Below are 15,211 nucleotides of genomic sequence, written 5' to 3' on the forward strand. Positions count from 1 at the left end.
ATTCAGCGCCTTTATCTGTCTCGTGTTAGATCTTTTGCAAAATAAACATGTGGTAGCCAAATTCATTGGCATACTCAGTACATATATCCACTTCTTTTTGAATATCTTGCAGGGCGGTGGAATCCACCATTGTGTCTTTGAGTTCAATGACGCGTTCATGCAAAGGTCCGTAATAGTTTTGCCAGGCTTGAGCGCTTTGTGGGAAATGCGCTAGGACTTTGTATCCGAGTGTGGATATTTGCGCCAATCTCGATTCAACCGATTTCATATCAGGATATTCTTTAGCCCAAAAGTCTTGCGGCTGAGCACTTGGCTTTGCTGTGTGCCATACCATGTCACTAAAAACGAGTACACCGTCACTGTTGAGCATCGCGCTCCATTGCTTTAATGCATTTTGTACGCCCATGATATAGGCGCTGCCCTCTGACCAAATAAGGTCAATGCTTTGTGGGTTAAAACTCAGTTCAGTCATACTTGCGCATTCAGTTTGTAACCTGTGGCTCAGCCCTTGTTGAGTAAAGCTGTCGGTCAGTGCATCAAGCGCGCTTTGCTCGTTGTCTACAGCAATAATGTTGGCTTTAGTATGCGCTGTAAGTAACTGAGTCGCATAGCCTTTTCCACAGCCTATGTCAGCAATTGATTGTGGAGAAAAGGGAACGTATGACAGCGCTTTAAGTGTATCTTCCTCGCTACCGGGCGCCCAGCGTGCCAGAGGAGAAAAAACTTTCATAAAATCAGCCATATATTTTTCATGTTCATTCATATCTTTTGATAACCATTTTAATCTGAGGGCTTCTTTTTCATTAAAGCCTTGTTGTATTAACCAGTTTAAGTGTGCATCAGGCGCAATTGCATTGAGCTCTTCATGCCAAGCGTGCTGCGGCGCATCACCCAACATTGCTGATAGCAAATCGCGAGCTTGCTGTTTTTGCTTTATTTCCTCGTCTAATACAGACAGTCGCTGACGTAAAAGTTGAGGGTCTATTTTGCTATCAAGGCATGCCTTACATTCTTTTATGGTAAGTCCGCCCGCGAGCAACTTTTGTATAAGTCGTACCCGTTGCACATCGCGCTCAAGATAGACTCGATAGCCATTGCTTTGGCGCTTTCCTATAATGAGCTGTTGCTTTTCATAGTAGAGTAGTGCCGTGCGAGACAGTCCAACTCGCTTTGCGAGTTCTGATATTTTGTACATGAACGTCACTCAATAAAGTTAATGAGTACAGACTTTAAAGTATAAAGTGATAGACAGGTCAAGCTCGATTATAAAAATGAAGGAAAAAGATGAGAGGCAAGAAAGAAGGGGCGAATGCCCCTTGGTTTTTACGCTTATCAATTAGGACGCTAAAGTCCTAAGTCCGGTACTCCTTTGCTCTATGGTAAAGAAATCCATAGTGCTATTCATACTATTGGCTTGATCTGCCATAGACTGACCAGCGGCTGTTGCTTGCTCAACCAATGCTGCGTTCTGCTGCGTCATTTCATCCATTTGGGTCACAGCACTGTTCACTTGTACTATGCCTTCAGATTGCTGTCGTGAAGACTCAGCGAGATCTTGCATCATGACGCGCACTTTTGAGGTCGCCTCGACAATTTCCAACAGTGTTTCACCAGACTTGTTGACTAAAGAGGTACCTTCTTCAACTTTAGTTTGGCTATCTCGGATCAGATCTTTGATTTCTTTCGCCGCTTCAGAGGAGCGCTGAGCGAGGTTTCTGACTTCCCCTGCGACGACGGCAAATCCGCGCCCTTGTTCGCCCGCTCTGGCTGCTTCAACTGCAGCATTTAAAGCCAATAAATTAGTTTGGAAGGCAATTTCGTCAATCACCCCGATGATCTCAGAAATTTCTTTACTTGAATCACTGATCTCTTTCATGGCGGTAACGGCCATATTGACGACTTGGCCGCCTTGCTCTGCACGACGCTCTGCATCAAGTGACAACTCATTAGCATTTTCAGCGCGTTTACTGCTTTGTTTCACACTGTCTGTCATGGTATCCATACTGGCTGAGGTTTCTTCGAGGCTAGACGCTTGCTCTTCTGTGCGTTGACTCAAGTCCATATTGCCTTGCGCGATTTCATTGGCACTTTGGGAAATACTGCCTGCAGATGAGCGAATGCTAGAAATAATTTCCGTGAGTTTATCTGCGGTTGCATTCGTGTCTTCTTTGAGTTTGCCAAACTTACCTTGGTATTCATTGGTAATCCGGGTTGTGAGATCGCCATGAGCCAGCGCCCCCAGTGTTTGCATCACATCATCGAGTGCGACTTCAACGGTGCCTAATAAGTCATTTAGGCCTTGGCTTAAGTTGCCAAAGAAACCAGACTTTCCTGTTGGGTCAATTTTCTTACTCAGGTCACCTTGAGAAGCAGCTTGAACAATGTCATCAATCTCCTTCTCTATGTTCACTTCAGCAGTACGGTCTACCCATTCCAACACGGTACCAATGCGCTTGCCATCGACTTCAATCGGATTAGCTGTGAGGGCAAACACCTTATTACCAATGTGCTCTACACTGCGGTGGGTATCATCTAAGTTCTCAAATATCAGCTTTTGCTGCTCCGGTTCTAAATAAAAGTTGTGGATTGCAAAACCCATTAGGTTTGTGCTTTCAAAAACACCGACATGTTGTCTGATATCTTGCTCGGACTCTAACATCATATTTTGCAGCGCATTATTGGCATAAATTACATTGAGGTCAGGGTCTGCTATCATTACATTTCCCGATACGCTGTCTAGTGCGTACTTCACCCGAGCGTTTTCAGAAGCAACTCGTGATTTTTCTCGTTCAAGCGCGAGCCACTGTGTCTTATCTTGCCATTCTAGAACGGTCCCCACGCGCTCACCATCGACCTTGACGGGACTGGCAACAACATTAAATGTCCGTCCAGCAATCACAAATTCACTTTGGTGGCTGGTTGTAAGGCCGTCAAATTCAGCAAGTAGGTTGGTAAAATGAGAGAAGTAATAATCCAACGCGTTGTACTTAATATTTGCGGAGTTAAAGTCTGTGAGCTCCCGCGTTACGTCAGCTGATGCTTCTTTAAACATCTTCTCTAATGCGCCATTAAGGTAAATCACTTTGTAGTTATCATCGGTGATCATCACTTGACCAGATGAGCCATCCAGCGCGTATTTTACGCGGGCATTTTCCGATGCGACCCGCGCTTTTTCTATTTCATTGGCTAACCACTGTGTTTTGTCTTCCCACTCGTAAACTAAGCCAACTGTTTTGCCTTCTACAACAACGGGGCTTGCAACCACTGCAAACGTTCGACCTGCAATTTTTAGCTCATTAGCGTAGCTGTCGCTAAGGCCCTGCGCTTTTTGCTCGAATTCAGCGAAATCAGGGAGAGATTGGCTAAGCGACTGGTTTAGTACGCCTTTACTATCGAAGTGCGCATGCACAGTACAGATATCGCTGCTTGCATTGTCGAACATGGCGTAAATGGCATCATTTAGATAGATAACTTGGTTTTGGGTATTGGTGATCATCACACACGCACTGGCGTTATCCAGTGCACTTTTGATACGCGCATTGGTACTGGCGATACGTTTTTCTTCTTTTTCTTTTTCTCTTATTTGGCGAAGGCTATCACGCATACCCATCATAGATTTAAACACGCCTTTTGGCGCGCGTTCATCATATTGCTCATCTAAGTCGCCCCGCGCAATTGCTCGAGCAACATTTTCTAACTCGCTTGGGTCTTTACCAAGCTGAGCCATTACATTTCGGGTCAGAATAAAGACGATACAGCCACTGAGTAGCAGGGCAACTGCAAATGTCATCATAATATTGGTCACTGCTGACTCATTGGCTTCTTTGAGCATTGGTCCTAGTTTGTCTTGGTCTGTTTTAACAGAGAGCTTTAAATCGTCAACCAGTTTGGCAAATCGAGGTCCAAGCACATCAAGGGTACTTGTTACTTTATCATTGCGATCTACGATGATGTCATGCACGCTGAGATAAGCTTGTTTATAGTCTGCTTCAAGTGCGCGGACTTGCGCGATTAATTGACGATTTGCCGCGGTGTTGGTGAGCTGTTCAATTAAGTCCATTTGCTGCTCAAACGCACTAAATTCTTGTTTGACTCTTTGATCTGCGCTTTCGTCATTACTCTCTAAGTATTTAATGACATAAAGGCGACCAAGTAACAGGTTACGCATCGCAACCCCCGTCAAATAAGCAAGTTGTGTGTCGTTACTTTCTGATGCACTGAACATCAGCTTGGTAAGTTCCCGCTCCATTTGTGGGCCAATGACGTTGAGTTTATTAAACACCAAGTCATTGCGTTGGACTCGATACGCTTTTATCAGGTCAAACGTCTCATTGTAAGTTGCTATTTTTGTGGTGAGTTGTTTCACCATTTCTGCACGTTCGGGTTTGTTAATTTCTCGCGTCGCATCTTTGAGTAAGTTCTCGACCTGCGTGAAATACTCATCATATTGGCGAATGTCTTTCTCACTGCCAGTCAACAAAAAGTCTTTCACATTCATACGCACCATTAGCATATTGGACTGCAAAATGCCTGCTAGGTTACTATCACGAGCTAACTCTCGATAATCTTTAAATCCATCTGAGGCCATTTTTAAGGCAAAGTAAGAAATAAAACCAATCACGGCAAGCGTGATCATCACAGCCGAAAAAGCAGCAATCAGCTTTGCGCGCAATGTAGAAAAAAGAGTAAGTTGCTTGGATTTAGTCATATTCAAATTCCCTTAGTCCGCAGGTGATGCGAGAAATAGAAAAAGTCCTGAGAACAAGTATAGAAGCTAAATCGCAATGCGTTGTATTATTAGCAATTGAAGTTGAATTACATCTTAAATGTGGTGTCACAACTTAGCTAAGAATAGTTGAATTAAGCATTTAATAACAATTGGTTGTGTTGAAATTTGGTAGGCTTGACTTCCCTGTGAGAGGTGAGGTTTTATATGTAAATAAATGCACTTTTTTAATTTTAGACAGCATAATAAAAGAACCAAAGCACAGTAACAGTAAAGATGTCACGACAGAACACTGGTATTTAAGTAAGGTGTATGTTATTCAATCATGGAGATGTTTTTGTTTTAGGAGCAAACATACTGTGGACATCAATATAACGATAAGAAAAGCAAATGATGAAGAGATCCACTGGGTCAATGAGCAGTATCAACGCGTGGGGTTTAAGCTATCAAGCTTCGAAACGGATCTAGTCGCCATAGCCTTAATTGACGGGCAAAAAGTTGGATTAGGTCGTATTCAAAAAATCACCGACTATGATGCAGAGCTTGGTGGTATCTATGTCAGCTCCGATTTTAGAGGAATAGGGATTGCAGCTAAGTTAGTCACCTTTTTAGTAGAAAACACAGCACAATATCGACAGGTATATTGCTTGCCATTTGAACATCTCGCTGCGTTTTATGAAAAGTTTGGTTTTGAACCCGTCTCAGATAGTGTGGCTGAAGTACCAGATCTGGTGCTCAGTAAGCATCATTGGTGTAATGAGATTTATGACCAGACGACATTGCTATTTGTAAAACATAACACTGATTTTATTAAACGAAGTGCTTCATGAGTAATAAAGATAGTTTCGAAAATAAAGCGCGTTTATTACATTTTCTAAGGGGGGTAGCCCCTTTTGATGAAAGAGAAGTCACAGCTTGCATTGATGTATTTGAGTTTAAAACTTACCAGCCAAAATCACATATTTTTGTAAGTCAGGACATTGTTAAAGACGTGCACTTTTTACTCTCAGGCTTTGGACGTTATTACTATATCGATATTGATGGCAAAGAGTTTAATAAGTCGTTGGTTAAACCCGGTGGTGCTTTTACCAGTATTGGTTCATTGATAGCGCACTCTCCGAGTCCTTTTTCTGCTCAAGCATTAAGTGAGTGTGAAATAGCCTCAATTTCTTATCAGGATTTGATTAGATTTGCTGAGCAAAACAGCCAGTGGAGTACTTTTGTTCGAAGGCTGTATGAACGATTAGCATTGAAAAAAGAAAGGCGAGAGGCCAGCTTGTTACTGCTTGATGCACAGCAAAGATATGAGCAATTTCTAGATGAGTTTGGTAAAGACAGTGAGTTAATCGCGCTGAATCAAATCGCTATGTACTTGGGTATCACCGATGTGAGCTTATCTCGTATACGCAAAAAAATGGGCTTAACATAAGTTAAGGTAAAGATATCACGCACTCAGTAAAGTCATTTTTTATTTGAGGAGCGAATAAATGCAAAAACTCTTGCCACCATTTTTATATCTTATCACCTTGATCAGCATGGCTTTATTGTGTTGGTCCTTAGATGTGAACCATCTTATAGTTTATCCCTATAACTTGGTGGGTTTGCCCTTTTTGATAACTGGATTGCTACTGGCAGCAGGTGCTAAAAAACTCTTTGTCCATGTTGGTACTAACGTGATGACTTTTTCGGAACCGGGGAAGCTAGTTACTCACGGCGCGTTTAAATTCTCCCGCAACCCTATGTATTTGGGTTTTGCGGTCTCTTTGCTCGGGGCTGCGGTATTATTTGGAGCTGGAATTGTCAGTTTAGTATGCTGGCTCGGATTTATTGTCATTACTGATCGTTGGTATATCCGTTTTGAAGAGCGGGCAATGCGACAGAAGTTTGGTTTAGAGTATGCGCAATACTGTTGCCAAGTGAGACGCTGGATATAATGAATAAATAGAGGAAAGGGGGCTAAGTAGTACCCCTAAATATGATGAATCAAGATGTAACATTGAGAACACTTAAGCCATCAGACGATGTGTATTTAGTTAACTATTTAAATGACTCTGAGGTGACTCGATATTTGTCTGATAGACTGCCCGCGCCTTACACTTTGCAAGATGCAAAGTGGTGGTTGGATATTGGATGTCGTCAAAATGCACTGAATTATGCGATTGAATCACACGGTCAATTTTGTGGTGTGATTGGGTCTTATTTACCCGATAAAGCTGTACCAGAGCAGAGTGCTGAGCTGGGATATTGGCTCGCTAAGGAGTTTTGGGGCAAAGGCATTGGCACTCAGGCTGTGGCGCTTTTCATTGATAAAGTGTTTAAGCAAACTCAGGTAACATCATTATTCAATCCCGTTTCGGCGCCCAACATAGCGTCAATCAGAGTGATGGAAAAAGCGGGGTTTGGCTTAAACCAGATAACGCAAAATACAGCTTTGCATCAAGGAATGAGATTCGACGAACATGTTTATGTACTTAAGCGATAATAGACCTCACACTTATCACTGCTAAATGGGTTTTATTGCTCCTTGTTTGATGAGAACATTCAAAGTTCAAAAACAGCTGGAAACGCATGAAAAAACGGCCTGTAAAGCCGTTTGTGGGTCAAAAAACAAGGATAAAGATAAGGCTTTTTTAACTCAAGCAGGCAGAGCCTCCGGTACATGCAAAGTTAGACTTGCAAGCAGAGCGAGTTTCTATGACGGGCATGCCACCAGCAACATTGGGTGTTAAGTTGCTATCGACGATTTGTGTATGAATAAGGTTTTTAATTTTACTTTTCTTCATTTTCAGCTTCATGATTAATTTCCTTTATTTAACTGGATGTAAGGTTCACCTTTTATTGGCAACTCTTAACCTAGCAAATACTGACAAGGAAAAACTTTAGGTTAGCTTTTGATTACCTTTGGATTGTCTGTTGAATTTTGTATTTTCCTTAACATTATCTTTGATGCAAACAGCCATCACGCTTGTCGAGTGAGGCGTTTAATGAATTGAGGCGACCCTGAGCTCAAAGGTCGCCAACAATACTGAATTTGTGGCCGCAAATTCAGGCATTTTGATTAACCTGGGAGACACGCCTGTGGGTGAGTGCATGCCCAGATTGAGCGACATGGTTCGCGCGTCTCTACTTGATTCATACCACCAGCAACGTGCGGCGTTGCTTCTAGTCCTAAAGCAGGCTTGCTAGAAAGGTTCTTAATTTTACTTTTTTTGATTGTTAATTTCATTGTTATCTCCTTAACTGTACTGAATTGTACCTTTTCAAAATTAGTCAATCTCGAATGCAAATTCAATGCAAATACATGAACTGTTACATTCATATTTGTCGATGAACAACGTTGTGATGGTTGGCCTTAGTTGATGTTTTATGAGGGTTAACTGATGTTTTTATGGCATGATTTAATTATTTGTTTTATATGCTTTGTTTCTCGTTGAAAAACCAATAAGTTCTTAGACGTGTTGGCGAGAGTTGATGGAATCGTAAATGTTACAAATTATTGCCAATTTACGTAAATTGACGTTTTTCATCTGACTGGCACAAAATTTCGCACATGGTACAATCGCCCGTCGAATTTTTTGGTAGTTGTACTGCCTATACATTAAGAGTGAATAGTATGAGTGAAACATTTGCAGCGATAGGCTTGGTGAACCCTAAGTCGCCAACCAATGTTGGTGGTGTGTTACGTGCTGCTGGGTGCTATGGCGCACAGGCGGTGTATTTTAACGGTAACCGCTACGCAAAAGCTGCAAAATATCACACAGACACAAAAAATGTAGCTGAGAATATCCCAATTCAACAAGTCGATGACCTAGTGAGCTTAAAAGTATCAGGGCGTGCTTTGGTGTGCGTTGAACTGGTAGAAGGCGCGACGCCATTACCGCATTTTGCTCATCCTGAGAACGCGCTGTATGTGTTTGGTCCTGAGGATGGCAGTTTGCCACAAGATATTGTCGATGCTGCTGATGCGGTTGTATACGTGCCGACAACTGGATGTATGAATTTGGCTGCCACCGTGAATGTACTTTTATACGATCGTATGGCCAAGCGTGCGACTAATTTTGATGCGGCGCAGATTTTAACAAGCCGAGATACTAATAATCGTTTAATTGTTGGTTAGAGCGCCCAGAGGGTGATGACATTCGGATGAGAGAAAGCCGCGATTAAACGCGGCTTTTGTGTTTTACATTAAGTCAAAGCGGTCTAAGCGCATCACTTTGACCCAGACTTTAATAAAGTCATCGGCAAACTTTTGCTTAGCATCATCGGATGCATACACTTCTGCTATGGCTCTGAGCTCCGAATTTGAGCCAAAAATAAGGTCAACCGCGCTTGCTTGCCATTGCTGTTTTCCGGTCTTTCGGTCATAACCCAAGTACATACCCGGCTGTGTGTCTGACTTTTTCCACTGCGTGCGCATATCGAGCAAGTTGACAAAAAAGGCATTGTCTAAGCTACCCGGAGTATGCGTCAGTACGCCAGTGTTTGAGTTATCCGTATTTGTTTCCAGCACACGCATACCGCCAAGTAGTACCGTCATCTCAGGAACCGATAGCCCAAGCATGTTTGCCTTATCTACCAACATTTTTGTTGGCGACATAAAGGCAGAGTCATGGTAATAGTTTCTAAACGCGTCGGCTTTAGGCTCTAAAAAGCTGAATGATTTAACGTCGGTTTGTGCCTGAGAGGCATCGGTACGCCCTGGGCTAAATGGCACTGTTTTTGGCATATTTGCATTTCTAAGTGCGCCTTCAATACCAGTTTTACCAGCAAGTACAATGACATCGGCCAGAGATACTTGGCGTTTTGAGCGTTGGTTAAATTGCGTTTTAACTTGCTCAAGCTGTGCGAGCACTTGTTTGAGCTGGTGCGGATTATTGACCGTCCAGTTATTTTGTGGAGCGAGTCGGATCCGCGCGCCATTTGCGCCGCCCCGCATATCTGTGACACGGTGACTTGATGCGGCTGCCCATGCAGTTTCAATTAAATCAGCGTTATTGAGGCCTGTGCGCTTGATTGCAACCTGTAGTGTCTTGATGTCACTTTGCGTGATTTTTTTACCGTTATGTTCAGGAATAGGGTCTTGCCATGTCAGTACTTCGCTTGGTATTTCATTGCCAAGGTAGCGTGCTCTTGGCCCCATATCTCTGTGCGTGAGCTTAAACCAAGCCTTGGCAAATGCCAGTTCGTACTCTTTAGGATCTGCGCGGAATCGCTCTACAATTTTACGAAACGCAGGGTCTTCTTTGAGGGCAAGGTCAGTGGTAAACATAATCGGGGCACTGCGTTTCCCTTTGATATGTGCGTCAGGTACTAAATTGGCGGCAGCTGGATTATCTGGGATCCATTGTATTGCGCCAGCAGGGCTTTTGGTTTGCACCCAATTAAAATTCATTAGATTGTCTAAGTAGTTTGTTGACCAGCGAGTTGGTGTGACTGTCCACGCTCCTTCTAAGCCACTGGTACTGGTATCTGCGCCTTTGCCAGTGCCGCATTTGTTTTTCCAGCCAAAGCCCTGCTGTTCAGTTGGCGCAGCGGCAGGCTCCTTACCAACACAGTTTCCCGGTTTTTTCGCACCATGCGCTTTTCCGAAGGTGTGGCCACCTGCGATGAGCGCAACGATTTCTTCGTCATTCATAGCCATACGACCAAACGAAAGGCGAATGTCGTCGGCTGCCAATAAGGGATCTGGCTTGCCATGTGGGCCTTCTGGATTGACATAGATAAGGCCCATTTCAACCGCCGCCAATGGGCCTTTGAGTTTGCCTTTTTTATCGCGTCGTTTGTCGGCTAAAAATGTGGTTTCTGGACCCCAATAGACGAGATCAGGTTCCCAGTCATCGCTTCTACCACCGGCAAAACCGAAGGTTTCAAAGCCCATAGACTCTAATGACACATTGCCCGCCAATACCATTAAGTCAGCCCAAGATAGCTGCTTGCCGTATTTTTGCTTAACAGGCCACAATAAGCGTCGAGCTTTATCTAAATTGGCATTATCAGGCCAACTGTTGAGCGGGTTGAAGCGCTGCTGACCGCCAGCAGCACCGCCTCTACCGTCGTGAACGCGGTAAACGCCTGCGCTGTGCCATGCCATACGGATCATCAGAGGCCCGTAGTGTCCCCAATCTGCCGGCCACCAGTCTTGAGAGTCAGTGAGGGTCTTTTCAATGTCGGCTTTAACTTGTGCTAAATCGAGTTTTACAAACTCGGCTCTGTAGTCAAAGTTTTTACCATAGGGGTTTGAGTTTATGTCATGTTGTCTAAGCGGGCTGAGATCTAATTGCTCTGGCCACCAGAACTGGTTGGTTTTAATTTGGGTTGCACTGGGCGCTGCAATCGCTGTACTAGACAGTGCCAGTGCGATGCCCGAGGCTAACGTCATCAGTTGAGTACGCATAATTTACTCCAATAGGGTTACTTTAATCAGCTCAATGCTGTCTGAGTGGTGACCTTTTAGAGCCTAAGTAGACGGGTGTTAAATGAAAAATTGAATAATTTAATGATAATTATCAGTTTTTTAGAATGTATAATAAAAGCACATCAAAAAATGTGTATAACATTGAATTTATTATCTTTATTCACAGTTAAACTAAACGCAGAGTAAGTAGTGGCGAAAATACGAACAGTTGTGCGGGTGCACTTAACGTGCAATTGATTAAAATAGAAAAAACAATCAATAATAAAGAACGTTTTAATGGTCTCTATAAAACAAATCATCTATGCACTTGCGGTAGAAAAAACACTGCACTTTAAAAAGGCGGCGGATGCATGTCATGTGTCTCAATCGACCTTAAGTACGGCGATACATGAACTTGAAAAACAGTTGGGAACAGTGATTTTTGAGCGCAACAATAAGCATGTATTTGTGACTGAGCAAGGTAAGGTTTTGCTGGATAAGGCGCGCAAAATTAAGCTGGAAGTCGATGAGTTTATGATGCTTTCACAAGTAGATAAATCGCCGCTTTGCAGACCGATGAAAATAGGTGTGATCCCGACCATTGGCCCATTTTTACTGCCTAAAGTTTTGCCGGATGTACGTCAGCAATACCCTGATTTTAAGTTAAAGATCATAGAAGATCAGTCTCATGTCTTAACCGATATGCTGCGCCAAGGCGAATTAGATGCCGCTATTTTAGCTTTGCCATATCAAATTGATGGGCTGATGGCGTTTAACTTCTGGAAAGAGGATTTTTACTGGGTTAGTCACAAAGATGAAAGCGGGGCGGGACTGCAAGAGATCACCAGCGACCAATTTGATATTGCCAAACTGATGTTACTTAAAGACGGCCACTGCTTAAAAGAGCACGCCTTGAGTGCATGTAACTTGCCGCAAGAGCAAAAAGACACAACCTTTGATAGTACAAGCTTACACACGCTGATCCAGATGGTTGCTGGAAAAATGGGGACCACCTTAGTGCCGCAAATGGCACTTGATCAACTGATAAAAGGCGAGTCTGAGCTGGTGGCGTTACACCTCAATGAGCCGGGTCCGCACCGCACTATCGCACTGGTTGTTCGGCCTAATTACGTGCGCACGAATGATATTACCCTATTGCAAAAGTTGTTTGAGCAGGCGCTCGATAAACATTGCGCAATGAGTTATTGCAGTATTTAACTGGCCCAAGGCTGTTGCACCATAAACTGTTTGAGTATGTCTGCAAACGCTTTTACTTTCGGTGAGGGATATTTGCGGGAAGTTGTCACCAAATATACCGGACGTTCAACACCAGACCATTGTGGCAGGACTGTTTTTAGTGCGCCACTTTGCAAACAACTTGATGCTTCACTCAATGGTAGCAATGCGATGCATCGGCCACTTTTTACCATGGCTTTAAGTAGTGCTATGTCATTGCAAAAATGTGTTGGTGTGACGGTTACCTTATAGTCCCCTTGCTTCGGATGAGAGAGTGTAAGGTTATTGACCTGCTGCGAAATGGCAAAAGTATGTTCAGATAATTCAGTCACACAGGTGATATCTGGGTATTCAGGTGCAGCAACCAGTTTACTCTCTATGGTGCCAAGGCGTTTTTGCACTAAGCTAGAGCTTGGTAAATGACCAACGCGAATTGCGCAATCAGCGCCTTGCTCGGCAATATCTTGGATATGATTACTGGTCTGGATATCGAGTTGTAGATCAGGATAAGTGCGCATAAACTCTGGCCAAAAATCTGCCAGCGCAGTTGTGGCCAAGTTACTCGGAGCCAAAACTTTTAGTCGCCCGCTGATCAACTGAGATTGTGATTTGAACTCTGTAAGCTGAGTTTGAATCGTCTGTAAATCCACTGCATATTGCCGATATAACTGCTCTCCTGCCTGCGTGACATGTATGCCCCGTGCATGTCTGTTTAGCAGTTGTTCTGGAACAATAAAGTTTGTACACTATTCCAGCTTGGAACAATAAAGTTTGTACATTATTAACAAATATGGGTCAACTTTTCAGTATACTTGCAATTACTTTCTTGAGGGTAATATGAAAATTTCTGCTTTTCCTTACTTCAACTTGCGGATGCTAAATAATCTCCTATCTGAAGTCGAAAATTAGAATTATGATTTTCAGCTTGAACATAACATCGTTTACAGATATTGCAGTAACTACCTTTGTCTTTTATTAACCTAGCTTCATACTTGTGAATCTTGTCATCACTATACCTATAAAGAACTTCTTGAAAGTCGAGGGAGGTAATGGATTTATATAAACTTGGTAAGTCACTTTGTATTTTTTTGTAGTATCTAAGTAAAACCTTATCATACTCTCTTAATGCCTTACTCTGATGTATATAATGACCGTCAAATTTTAAACATAGCCTATAGGTCTCAACATCAAACTTTTGGTAGAAGTCTATTTGAAACATCCTGCTGAAGTTCTCTAAATACCTAACAATTTTATGTTTAGCACATGGGGCTATTTTTATTTCTTGTTCATAATTAACAAAATCTTTTATAAAAGCTCCTTCAAATGTCTGTTGCTCATTTCTTTCACAATTTGAGAGAAGGCCTTGCTTAAAAGGGGACTTAAGAAAGTTGTAAGTACTTGTTGTGTCGCATGGTTGAAATTTTCGTAAAAGCTTCCCATGTTTTTTACATCGTTCACCTAAAAGCCAATCATATCTGAAATAATGAAAACCGTACTCCTTTAATTGTTCATTAAAACAACAACCGCAAAATTTCATATGAATACATCCATAAGTATGAGGTGTTTTAGTACTGCCATTTAAGAAAATGCTCTTAAAGTTAACAACTGGAATTAAAGGACTATCAAAGACATTTCCTTTGTATTTTTCACCAACTATTTCAGCGAATTGGTTTACCAATCCTGGTTGCCTGCTTTTATTAAATAACCAACTGCAATTTGAAGGTAATTTTGGCTCTCTAATCCACCCTTCTTTTGACAGAAAAGATTTGCACTCCTTGATGTAGCCATAATTAGATAGAACTCTAACTACAAAACTATGTAAAAGTTCACCAGGCATAGGGCCATGCTGTAAAAAATAGCCACTCATTTGAATGTCAGTATTATTCATATTGGATAAATATCAGAATTCAACTTTGATAATAATTGGAATATTTAATAGGTTAGTTACCTAGTTAATAAATAAATATTCTCGACATTCAGCCCAGTTCTTTACTACAACAGGAAATGCCCAAGGATTATTTTTTGCCAATAGCATATCATCATCATTTATTGGTAAATTATTGTGAGCAAAAAAGTAATGCAGTAATGATTTTCTGATATTGACCGGCGAAGCATTTTCAAGATCAAATTCTCCAACAATGAGTTTCTTACTGTCTTCACAAAGTTTTGTGTTGGCAACTAGAACCACAGATATAACCTCATACCACATGGTGTCTATAGGCAGCTCAGTTTTATTTTTTCTTGGGGCGATCAATTCAGGCTCTGTACTAAACCTAGACAAGACAAAATCACGATACAGGCACTTGTCATAGCAATAAGCTCTCAAATGAGCCCTATTACCGACATAGGCAATACCACAAGGTTTTAGCGTTCTTCTTGCGCCAAATGGTGAACTTGCTGATTTATAGATAACCTGAATATCAGATTCAGACTCTATAGCTTGCATAATACTTGGAAGTAGTCCTCTGATCTGATTTCTCTTTAACGTCGGTATGGTTTCAATAGACCTACTACCAGAAAGCTCTTCAAAAGACTCACTAAAATTAGGTGTCAAGCTTTCACTAATAAAATGGGGGCTAAATGATTTACTTGGTCGATAAGATTTGTTGACTGCATTGTATGGCAATAAATTTTCTGGGTATAGATCCTTATAAAGTTTGATATCGCCACTAGCTTGTTGCCTTGAAATACCAAACTCCATAACAAGAGTTCTTGAATTTATTTCTCGCTTGAATAGCAATTGAAACTCAATAAATTGAAGGCGTTTTCTAACCCCCCAAGAAATATCTTCAAACTTTTTGGACATAATCAGTTCTTGTTTGTTAATTACAACATCATTATTAAACACCAAACAC

Annotated in this window: 14 protein-coding genes; 6 read left to right on the plus strand and 8 right to left on the minus strand. The window is 42.0% G+C overall.

All coding sequences use genetic code 11. The features are described from left to right. Nucleotides 1–25: 25 nt before the first annotated feature. Nucleotides 26–1,195, minus strand: coding sequence for a MerR family transcriptional regulator (locus tag AC2CZC_RS14065; RefSeq protein ID WP_484582256.1), 1,170 nt, complete (start codon nucleotides 1,193–1,195; stop codon nucleotides 26–28). Between the two features lie 141 nt (nucleotides 1,196–1,336). Next, nucleotides 1,337–4,708 (minus strand): methyl-accepting chemotaxis protein, encoded by a 3,372-nt coding sequence (locus tag AC2CZC_RS14070; protein ID WP_484582257.1) that lies wholly within the window; start codon nucleotides 4,706–4,708, stop codon nucleotides 1,337–1,339. Nucleotides 4,709–5,085: 377 nt separating this feature from the next. Between AC2CZC_RS14070 and AC2CZC_RS14075 the strand changes: the two genes are divergently transcribed. Genes AC2CZC_RS14075 through AC2CZC_RS14090 form a run of 4 tightly spaced genes read left to right on the plus strand, consistent with a single transcriptional unit; the run spans nucleotide 5,086 to nucleotide 7,208 of the window. Then, nucleotides 5,086–5,556: a GNAT family N-acetyltransferase gene (locus AC2CZC_RS14075; RefSeq protein ID WP_196760590.1), complete on the plus strand. Its 471-nt coding sequence runs from the start codon at nucleotides 5,086–5,088 to the stop codon at nucleotides 5,554–5,556. After that, nucleotides 5,553–6,155: a Crp/Fnr family transcriptional regulator gene (locus AC2CZC_RS14080; protein WP_484582258.1), complete on the plus strand. Its 603-nt coding sequence runs from the start codon at nucleotides 5,553–5,555 to the stop codon at nucleotides 6,153–6,155. The genes AC2CZC_RS14075 and AC2CZC_RS14080 overlap by 4 nt, the downstream gene beginning before the upstream one ends. Nucleotides 6,156–6,213: 58 nt before the next feature. Continuing rightward, nucleotides 6,214–6,660 carry a methyltransferase family protein gene (locus tag AC2CZC_RS14085; RefSeq protein WP_484582259.1) on the plus strand — a complete coding sequence of 149 codons (447 nt, stop codon included), beginning with the start codon at nucleotides 6,214–6,216 and terminating at the stop codon, nucleotides 6,658–6,660. A gap of 41 nt (nucleotides 6,661–6,701) precedes the next feature. Continuing rightward, on the plus strand, nucleotides 6,702–7,208 hold the full coding sequence (locus AC2CZC_RS14090; protein ID WP_484582260.1) for a GNAT family N-acetyltransferase: 507 nt from the start codon (nucleotides 6,702–6,704) through the stop codon (nucleotides 7,206–7,208). 148 nt (nucleotides 7,209–7,356) lie between these two features. Here AC2CZC_RS14090 and AC2CZC_RS14095 read toward each other — a convergent pair whose 3' ends face one another. Both AC2CZC_RS14095 and AC2CZC_RS14100 read right to left on the minus strand, forming a co-directional pair. Continuing rightward, nucleotides 7,357–7,521 (minus strand): hypothetical protein, encoded by a 165-nt coding sequence (locus AC2CZC_RS14095; RefSeq protein WP_155731824.1) that lies wholly within the window; start codon nucleotides 7,519–7,521, stop codon nucleotides 7,357–7,359. A 263-nt stretch (nucleotides 7,522–7,784) separates the two neighbouring features. Further along, nucleotides 7,785–7,952: a hypothetical protein gene (locus AC2CZC_RS14100; protein WP_484582261.1), complete on the minus strand. Its 168-nt coding sequence runs from the start codon at nucleotides 7,950–7,952 to the stop codon at nucleotides 7,785–7,787. Nucleotides 7,953–8,339: 387 nt separating this feature from the next. On the opposite strand from AC2CZC_RS14100, the gene AC2CZC_RS14105 reads away from it, so the two are divergent. After that, complete coding sequence (locus tag AC2CZC_RS14105; RefSeq protein ID WP_063362394.1) at nucleotides 8,340–8,843, plus strand: RNA methyltransferase; 504 nt, start codon at nucleotides 8,340–8,342, stop codon at nucleotides 8,841–8,843. Between the two features lie 63 nt (nucleotides 8,844–8,906). Here AC2CZC_RS14105 and katG read toward each other — a convergent pair whose 3' ends face one another. Next, a complete protein-coding gene (gene katG / locus AC2CZC_RS14110) occupies nucleotides 8,907–11,120 on the minus strand; it encodes a catalase/peroxidase HPI (RefSeq protein WP_484582262.1) in 2,214 nt (737 codons plus the stop codon). Nucleotides 11,121–11,417: 297 nt separating this feature from the next. Between katG and AC2CZC_RS14115 the strand changes: the two genes are divergently transcribed. Further along, complete coding sequence (locus AC2CZC_RS14115) at nucleotides 11,418–12,338, plus strand: hydrogen peroxide-inducible genes activator (protein ID WP_211036855.1); 921 nt, start codon at nucleotides 11,418–11,420, stop codon at nucleotides 12,336–12,338. Here AC2CZC_RS14115 and AC2CZC_RS14120 read toward each other — a convergent pair. The 3 genes from AC2CZC_RS14120 to AC2CZC_RS14130 form a co-directional block, all read right to left on the minus strand. Next, the gene (locus AC2CZC_RS14120; protein WP_484582263.1) at nucleotides 12,335–13,006 is read right to left on the minus strand and encodes a substrate binding domain-containing protein; all 672 of its coding nucleotides are present in this window, start codon (nucleotides 13,004–13,006) and stop codon (nucleotides 12,335–12,337) included. The genes AC2CZC_RS14115 and AC2CZC_RS14120 overlap by 4 nt on opposite strands. Before the next feature lie 212 nt (nucleotides 13,007–13,218). After that, on the minus strand, nucleotides 13,219–14,244 hold the full coding sequence (locus tag AC2CZC_RS14125; RefSeq protein WP_484582264.1) for a hypothetical protein: 1,026 nt from the start codon (nucleotides 14,242–14,244) through the stop codon (nucleotides 13,219–13,221). A 60-nt stretch (nucleotides 14,245–14,304) separates the two neighbouring features. Further along, a complete protein-coding gene (locus tag AC2CZC_RS14130) occupies nucleotides 14,305–15,204 on the minus strand; it encodes a BrxR family helix-turn-helix transcriptional regulator (RefSeq protein ID WP_484582265.1) in 900 nt (299 codons plus the stop codon). Nucleotides 15,205–15,211 lie beyond the last annotated feature (7 nt).

It is taken from the genome of Pseudoalteromonas sp. MMG033 (assembly GCF_057197785.1).

Bases quoted from the DNA above. Each gene is read 5' to 3' on its own strand.
- AC2CZC_RS14090 (WP_484582260.1), top strand. From the start codon at position 6,702: ATGATGAATCAAGATGTAACATTGAGAACACTTAAGCCATCAGACGAT.
- AC2CZC_RS14065 (WP_484582256.1), bottom strand. From the start codon at position 1,195: ATGTACAAAATATCAGAACTCGCAAAGCGAGTTGGACTGTCTCGCACG.
- AC2CZC_RS14095 (WP_155731824.1), bottom strand. From the start codon at position 7,521: ATGAAGCTGAAAATGAAGAAAAGTAAAATTAAAAACCTTATTCATACA.
- AC2CZC_RS14105 (WP_063362394.1), top strand. From the start codon at position 8,340: ATGAGTGAAACATTTGCAGCGATAGGCTTGGTGAACCCTAAGTCGCCA.
- AC2CZC_RS14125 (WP_484582264.1), bottom strand. From the start codon at position 14,244: ATGAATAATACTGACATTCAAATGAGTGGCTATTTTTTACAGCATGGC.
- AC2CZC_RS14085 (WP_484582259.1), top strand. From the start codon at position 6,214: ATGCAAAAACTCTTGCCACCATTTTTATATCTTATCACCTTGATCAGC.
- AC2CZC_RS14070 (WP_484582257.1), bottom strand. From the start codon at position 4,708: ATGACTAAATCCAAGCAACTTACTCTTTTTTCTACATTGCGCGCAAAG.
- katG (WP_484582262.1), bottom strand. From the start codon at position 11,120: ATGCGTACTCAACTGATGACGTTAGCCTCGGGCATCGCACTGGCACTG.
- AC2CZC_RS14100 (WP_484582261.1), bottom strand. From the start codon at position 7,952: ATGAAATTAACAATCAAAAAAAGTAAAATTAAGAACCTTTCTAGCAAG.
- AC2CZC_RS14115 (WP_211036855.1), top strand. From the start codon at position 11,418: ATGGTCTCTATAAAACAAATCATCTATGCACTTGCGGTAGAAAAAACA.
- AC2CZC_RS14080 (WP_484582258.1), top strand. From the start codon at position 5,553: ATGAGTAATAAAGATAGTTTCGAAAATAAAGCGCGTTTATTACATTTT.